The following is an 8,139-nucleotide window of genomic DNA, read 5'->3' as shown; positions in this document are numbered from 1 at the left end:
TCGGGTTTATGGAAGTAGCAACGAAAGAATACCACACATCATTAGCAATGCCAATACCACAAATTCCAAAAAGCGACACGGTGGCACCGTCAACACCACCTGCAGTTGGAATACAGCTGTTATTTTGCGTTAAAGATATTGCACCCGCACATTCATCGTTGGCCGGTGGAGGGGCATTAGTTGTGAATGTAAAAGGCCCTGCATTATTGGTTGAGTCACCGCTGCCGCAATCTTCCAGGACATAAAAATCATACGTAGTTGATGGGGTTAACCCGGAAATACTTACTGTATTTGTACCGAACACAGAAGTTCCCATTGCCGTATCAATGCCAGAACCAGGAGTAAATCCTTGCAAACCCCATTCTACAATAAAAGTATCCCCGGGATTTGTAGAATTCCACCTTAAATCAGCGGTCGTATCAGTTATATTAATTGCAAAAAGAGAGGCAGGGTCTTGGCAGGGAGGAGTGTCGTAAATACAAATATCAAAAGTGGTAGTTGCCGGTGAACCCCAAAAATCATATACTCTTATAAAATAAGTGTTTCCAATGGTCAACCCAAAAGTCATGATTGCTGCGGTATCTCCCCCAGATGTACTTTGGGCGCAATCTATGAATGTTCCTCCGCAAGAGTCGAATAATTCTACAACTGCAGAAAAATTTATTGATCCTGCAACCTGTATGGTCGGGTTTATGGAAGTAGCAACGAAAGAATACCACACATCATTAGCAATGCCAATACCACAAATTCCAAAAAGCGACTCGGTTGCACCGGCAACATCACATGCAGTTGGAATACAGATTGTATCTTGCGTTAAAGATATTGCACCTGTACATTCATCGTTGACCGGCATAATGGTTACACTCTCTGACGCTACACAACTATTAGCATCAGTAATGGTTACATCATAAGTCCCTGAACATAAGCTATCATCATAAAAAGTTGTTGACCCTGATGTCCAGCTATAAGCATAAGGAGGTGTTCCACCCGTAACACAAGTAATTGCCTGACCATTACACACTCCGCAGCCGGCATCAATCTTTGAAGTATTAAATGCAGTAGTATCCGGTGAACCAACTGTTACCATCATAGTATCACTGCAACCAAGGGAATCTGTAACAATTGCCGTATGCATTCCTGCACATAAACCTGTAGCAGTTTGAGTGGTTTGACCGCTTGGAGACCAAGAATATGTATATGGCAATACACCGCCCGTAGCAAAAACAGTAGCGTTACCGTCACATATTCCTATGCAGCTTGTATTAGTCCAATTTTTTGTGGCATTAATTTGAGACGGCTCATTAATTGTTACCTGGTCAAAAGAAATACATCCTAAATTATTGGTTACCTGAACAAGATAACCACCTGCACATAAGCCGGTAGCAGTTGTATCTGTTTGCCCGATAGAAGCCCCTGAACCATCATACCAAATGATTGAACAAGGAGGATTGCCACAGGTAAAACTTACTGTTGCTGTGCCATCACAAGTTCCATTACACAACACATCTGTTGTGCTTGTAATTAGCGCCTCACCGCCAATTTCACCTACGCCAACCGTAGCGGATTCAGTGCATCCATTTGCATCAGTAACTAATACTGTATATATTCCTGTACATAAAGATGTGGCTGTTGATGTTGTTTGTGCAGGACTGGTATTCCATGCATAAAAATAAGGAGGTAAGCCACCACTTGCATAAACAGTAGCAGTACCATCACAAGCTCCGCATGATGTGGCATTGGTACTGCTTGTGCTGTCAATTATCGGTGTGGGTTCTAAAATAGTTCCGAAACCCTGCGCCCAGCAGCCATTAGTATCTTGTACTGCAACATCGTAAGCGCCTGCACACAACCCGGTGGCAATATCAGTTGTTTGAATTGGTAAGGTATTCCAAAAATAGGCATATGGAGGCGTACCGCCAAAAGCCATTACTTGAAGGGACCCATCACAAGACCCATTGCAAGAAGCATCTATACTACCTGACATAAAAGCCAATAAAAGAGGTGGCGTAATAATTATAACATTACTTGTATCCTGACAACCACTCATATCATTTATTACATTACTATAAGTACCGGCACATAAACCCGTAAATAAATTGCACGCCTCAAATGTCAATCCGCCATCTATACTATACTTATATGCACCTGAACCACCAGAAGCAAAGATTTCAATTGTTCCAACGCATCCTCCACAATCATCAGTGCTTATAACGCTGTCTATGGAGCATTGGGCAGAAGATACATTTGTATTTAATATTGATATTGCAAATATTAATGCACACGGCAGTATGATAAATCTTCTAAAACCCCGGCAGGCAAATTTGGCTGTTGAGTAATTTGTTTTCATGGTTATTGGAGTTTAATTTAAAAAATAAAAAGATTGAATACAATTAAATAAAAAAACCCTCAAAGTTAAATACTACATGTCTAGTTGTCTATGATTATATACAAGTGTTTTATTTATATTTTCAATAGCCAACTTTTCATTTTGCGATATTACACCTTCTTTTTTAAATTCCCAAACATTTTTTTCTTTCTTTAATTGCTGGCTACCGACTACCACTTTTAATAAACCCTGCAATCTTATTCATCAAATCCTTTTTAGTTGGATTATTCTCCGGTGTCAGTGACTTCTTTTCAGGGAAATTCTCAACATGGATCGTTTCAGTCGGAAATGCAAACCTGATGTCTAATTTTTCAGCTAACCTGATTATAGATAATATTATTTCCTGCCTGGCTTTTAATTCACCAGTCCAGTCCGGTACACTAAAAAAGACGTAAAAAAGGATATTCAAAGAGCTGTCTGCCATATCATTGAGGTATATATTATAATAATCTTTCCTGGTATTGGGATGTTTCTCAACTATTTGCCTCAATCCTTCTACAAAAGCCTCAATCGCATCAGGAGGGGTATCATAAGTAATAGAAATGCTTGTACTGAACCTTCTGTAAGCCCTCAATCCCATATTGTCAATAGTCATATCAGCTAATTTACCATTTGGGATACTGATCACTGAATTATGAAACGTACGGATACGGGTGGAACGAAAACCTACTTCTTCAACCATTCCGTTTACGTCATTTGAAACGATCCAGTCACCTATATGGAATGGGCGGTCAATAAATACCATCAAAGAGCCGAAAAAGTTTTTTATGGTGTCCTGGGCTGCTAATGCAAATGCCAAACCTCCTATTGATAAACCTGCTAATAATGCAGTAATATTGACATTCAGAATTTCCTGCAGAATAAACAAAACGCCCATGATCACTACAAATACTTTTAATGATTTACTTATGAGCGGAACAAGCTGATCATCCAAGGCGCTTTCTGTTTTTGCAGCAAGCCTGTTAAGATAAGCGCCCAAAATGTCCACCAGGCGGTAAAATATCAGTATACCATAAAGTGGTATTATTGCTTTTATTCCCATACTCACATACTTATTTACCGTTACAGGTAAGTCTAATAAAGGAATAAAAATAGACAGGAGACAGAAGATAATAAATAAACTAAATGGCCTGGTAACCGGTCGGATATATTTTTCATACAGTTCCTTACGGCCTGTCTTTGCTAATATTTTGACCAACAGGTTACTAAAAAACCATGATAATATTTTATGAATAACGAAACTTATAAAGATAAAAAGGAGTATTAACAGGTACTGTTCCCATTTTAATCCAAAAAACTTATTGTTTACCCATCCGGGCATCTCAATTATTTGAGCAGAATGAGCAAAAACCGTAAGATTTACATATAATATTATTAAGATGGTTAGCGTTATTATCTTTTTTATGTTCAACATAGCTGTGCTTTTTTTTACAAAGGTATGGAAAAAATTTAGTTATATTTTCTTAAATTTGCATGCTACTATCCATGCACGAATAACCCTACGAATTACGAATTACGAATTCGTAATTCGTAATTCGGCTAATTCGTAATTCGTAGGGCTAATTCGTATTTTCAATATGTTCTCAAAAAATAAATTCCTGAATCTATCGTCTCATATTTTGATTATGTTGGTAATCTCCGCTACCATTATCTTTGCTTTCTTTTTTATATACCTGCCTAACACAACAAAACATGGAGAGACAATTATAGTACCTGACCTGGATGGAATGGAATTAAGTGAACTGGAGAAATTCTTATCAGTCAGAGCATTAAGGGTTCAAATCAGTGATTCAAATTATTTGCCCGATCACAAGCCCCTCACAGTGATCGGACAGTATCCGCCAGCAGGAGCAATCGTTAAACAGCGTAGAAGAATTTATGTTTCAATAAATACAAAGAATCCTCCAAAAGTAAAAATGCCTGACCTGATAAATAGTTCATTAAAAAATGCCTTGTTGATCTTAAAAACTTATGGACTGCAATTAGGCGAGGTAACTTATGTGCATGATCTCGCACAAAATGCAGTATTGAATCAATTAATAAATGGAGAAGAAATTGAACCTGGTGAACTAATACCGAAAGGCATTAAAATTGACCTCTTTGTTGGGAATGGGCTGGGAAATGTGAGATTTGACGTACCCGATCTTGTGGGAAGGCCCTTTGAACAGGTAGAATTGTTTTTGCTAAGCCATGGTTTAAAAGTTGGACTAAAGACCTATGTCCCAAAATCTGATGAAGAAGATGGAACAGTGATCAAGCAAAGACCTACTGCTTTTGAAGGGATTAAGATCCGTATAGGCGGAGAAATAGATGTTTGGGTGGCGGGGGAGGAAGAAGTTGACAGTAGGCAGTAGATGTTAGATAAAAGTTGTAGCCAATGCAAAAAATTGACCTGCTTAATCTGTTATCAGAAATGTAGACCTAACATACATTTAAAATTAATCGAATAACGATAAGTGATCGGGATAATGAAGATTGCAACATAGCAGTAACCAAATTTTCACAAATAATACAGTTTCTCGGTTTTCAGTTACCGGTTTTTCGGTTATTCAGTTGTCGGTCATTCGGTTGTCGGTCATTCAGTTGTCTGCCATAAGTTTTTCAGCAACAAAACCGGTTATCTGATTAACTGAAAATCGCTAAACAGATAAACCGGAATCTGAAAACCGAGAACCGATAAACCCCGCACATAGCGCATGGCGTAAAGCGCAGCGTGCATAAATTTATTGATATATTATTTTTATTTTTTGGATTTATTAGAGTGGACTCAATTTTAAATCAGTAAACGATATTGGATATCAAATATCAAAACAAGGATGAATAAACTATTTTCCCATCTATTTCTCTTATCAATATTTGTTTCACTATTATTTAACGTTTGTAATGCGCAGGTTGATTCGGCTTGCTTTGATGCAGATTTCACCAGAGGCTGTCCACCCCATACTATTAGTATAACCAATTGTGCCAATGGATCAGGTATTCAGTACTGGTATGGGGTAGGTACTGACACATTTGGAGTTGATCTTATTTCAGATACATTTTATCTTTATACAACACCTGGAAAATATACTGTGATGCAATCTGTTAATTTAGATATTGGACCGCAGGATTTTTTATTTAGAGAAAATTATATTGAAGTTTTAGACACACTTAAACCGGATTTCACAGTTCATTTATGCGAAGGCGACACAGTAATAGTTGTTATTAATGATACTGTTTATGATCAGTATAATGATGAATATATAATAAACTGGGGCGATGCCAGCCCGTTTGATACTTTACATTCTAAGGATGACACTATTCATTTTTATAACGATTCTTCACAGAGAACTATTATTGTAAGAGGACATTATATGCCGGGAGACTGTGGTGGAAGTAATTCAATAACTATTACCCCTTTTCTATCTTTAACAAAGCCAATTATAGAAAAACTTAAAGTAATACAGAAAAATACAAATAGCGGAATCCTTGAACTGATTTTTAATACAGATGATTATGTAAATTATGCTATACAGCAAAAGACAGGCGCTTCAGGCGCTTATCAAAGCATAGATACAGTTTCAAATTCTTTAGTACTTTTAAACTATAATATTGATAGTCTTAATACTACTACAAATTTATATTGCTATAAAATAGTTGCATTTGATATTTGCGGTAATTCTATAATCTCCGAAGAAATATGCAGTATCAATATAGAGGTAACAGCTTCAAATAATCAAAATATTATTACCTGGTCAGGCTATATAAGCGATACTTTACAAACCTATTCTTTATACCGAAACGATTCACTGATACAAACTACCTTAGATACCTTCTATATCGACTCTGATGTGCGGTGTGGGTTTCAATATTGCTACCATGTTGTCGCTGACATTCAACAAAATAATATGAGCTCTGTTTCCTGGCAGCAATGTGTTACAGCTAAATCCACGGACGTCCCGGATAAAGTCAGCAACTTTTATACAACCATCCTGAATAATACCCCGCAATTATCATGGGAGAAACCTGATAGCTTTGTTGTAAAAGAATATATTATTTCAAGATCAGAAGATGGCGGGTCTTTTCAGCCAGTAGATACTTTAACGGATAGCAACTATACAGATCAAAGAGCAAACACCGGTACTACACGAAACTGCTATGTCGTAAGCTATATTGATTCGTGTGATAATAAAGCTGATCCAAGCATGATATCCTGCCCTATTTTACTTCAGGGTACGATAGAAAATTTTCAAACAATTAAATTATCCTGGACTGATTACGTTGGCTGGCAAAACGGGGTAAAGGAATACGTTTTTGAATGGCTTAAAGATGATTTTTTACCCTATGATAGTTTATCAACAAAGGACACAACTTACACAGATATTATAGAAAAATCAGACTACCAACATCGTATATACAGGGTAAAAGCCATTGCTGATACGCCAGTTGCTGCTGTTTCATATTCAAATATTGTCATCATCAAACAGGAATTATTTATTCCAACTGCCTTTACGCCAAACGGAGATGGTTTAAATGAAATTTTTAAAATAAAAGCGCCTTTTATTGAGGATTTCAAAATGATCATATATAACAGGTGGGGGGAAATAATTTTTGTATCAAATCAAATGAGCAATGGCTGGGACGGAACCATTAACGGTAAGCAAGCGCCAGTGGGCGTTTACGCTTACCTGATAGAAGCAAAAGATTTTGGAGGGGAACAATATACGAGGTCGGGGACAGTTACGTTATTGAGATAAATTTAGTTATAATGATATTTTCTATCAAATATCCAAAAGCTATTCTGGTACTTCTTTTTTGTATAATAGAAGGGATCATACCAATCGCTAATGTGTTTGGACAATTGAATATTTATCCATTAAAATATGACAAAATAAGAATGCAGGCATATAAAGAGCAAAGCAAGTACCTAAAAAAATCCAATACTTTCACAACACTTAATGCAGGCGGTGCATATTGTTCTTCCCAGGGCAATGATGCTTCTTATGAATGGATAGCCGGAGTGACTGTTGCCTCCATTGATAACAATACTGCTTCAAATGGAGGATATGCTGATTTTACCGGTATTTCCACCAATTTAGAGCAAGGATCAAGCAATGCCGTTACCCTGACGCCCGGTTTTAGCTCATCAACGTATAATGAATACTGGAAGATATGGATTGACCTTAACCAGGATGGCGACTTCTTAGATGCCGATGAGCTGGTTTTTGATGCGAGGGGGCTTTCCAGCACAACGGTTACCGGAAATCTGGACGTTCCTTTAACCGCCTCTTTGGGGGCGACCAGGATGCGTGTTTCAATGAAGTACAACGGTGCACAAACCACTTGTGAGGCATTTAGCTATGGAGAAGTGGAAGATTATACCGTTGTCGTTCAGAATACACTTACCCTGCCCCTGCCATTTTTTGATGACTTTTCTTCTTCATCTGGTTTTCCTGATGCTAGTAAATGGCTATATGATAGTGTTACCTATATTAACGTTGGGGGTACCTATATTAACAACAGATTTTGTGTTGACCCGCCAACGCTGAATGTTGCAACTTTTGACGGGTTAAAAGCAGACGGAACGCCTTATAATTTTACGGACCCGCTTGCAGAGGGCAAAGCAGATAGTCTGGTATCTTTGCCGATTGATCTTTACAATGATTTCTCCGATACTATTGGTATGACTGTTGATTCTACTATTGTTGATACTATAGCATTATCCATTGATACCGTTTGTTCCGATACTACTCTGCCTGTATGCCCTGACACCC

General features: G+C 37.6%; 4 protein-coding genes and 1 pseudogene (1 of these 5 only partly in view). 3 read left to right on the top strand and 2 right to left on the bottom strand.

Annotated features, from left to right (window positions below; translation table 11 throughout):
* Window positions 1-2,347 (bottom strand): hypothetical protein (locus tag FVQ77_06200; GenBank protein MBW8049919.1); only part of this gene is annotated, 2,347 nt, incomplete at its 3' end.
* Window positions 2,348-2,549: 202 nt separating this feature from the next.
* A complete protein-coding gene (locus tag FVQ77_06195; GenBank protein ID MBW8049918.1) occupies window positions 2,550-3,800 on the bottom strand; it encodes a mechanosensitive ion channel in 1,251 nt (416 codons plus the stop codon).
* 163 nt (window positions 3,801-3,963) lie between these two features.
* Between FVQ77_06195 and FVQ77_06190 the strand changes: the two genes are divergently transcribed.
* The 3 genes and pseudogenes from FVQ77_06190 to FVQ77_06180 all read left to right on the top strand — a co-directional run.
* Window positions 3,964-4,740, top strand: coding sequence for a PASTA domain-containing protein (locus FVQ77_06190; GenBank protein ID MBW8049917.1), 777 nt, complete (start codon window positions 3,964-3,966; stop codon window positions 4,738-4,740).
* A gap of 462 nt (window positions 4,741-5,202) precedes the next feature.
* Window positions 5,203-7,122, top strand: coding sequence for a gliding motility-associated C-terminal domain-containing protein (locus tag FVQ77_06185; GenBank protein MBW8049916.1), 1,920 nt, complete (start codon window positions 5,203-5,205; stop codon window positions 7,120-7,122).
* 11 nt (window positions 7,123-7,133) lie between these two features.
* Window positions 7,134-8,139, top strand: a pseudogene (locus FVQ77_06180) (hypothetical protein) (it continues 128 nt past the right edge of the window).

The organism is Cytophagales bacterium (assembly GCA_019456305.1).
GTDB lineage: Bacteria > Bacteroidota > Bacteroidia > Cytophagales > VRUD01 > VRUD01.
Note: the sequence above shows the minus strand (reverse complement) of the source record. Positions and strands in the feature narration are given on the sequence as shown.

Coding starts and splice junctions, on each gene's coding strand:
- FVQ77_06190 (MBW8049917.1), top strand. CDS start 3,964: ATGTTCTCAAAAAATAAATTCCTGAATCTATCGTCTCATATTTTGATT.
- FVQ77_06195 (MBW8049918.1), bottom strand. CDS start 3,800: ATGTTGAACATAAAAAAGATAATAACGCTAACCATCTTAATAATATTA.
- FVQ77_06185 (MBW8049916.1), top strand. CDS start 5,203: ATGAATAAACTATTTTCCCATCTATTTCTCTTATCAATATTTGTTTCA.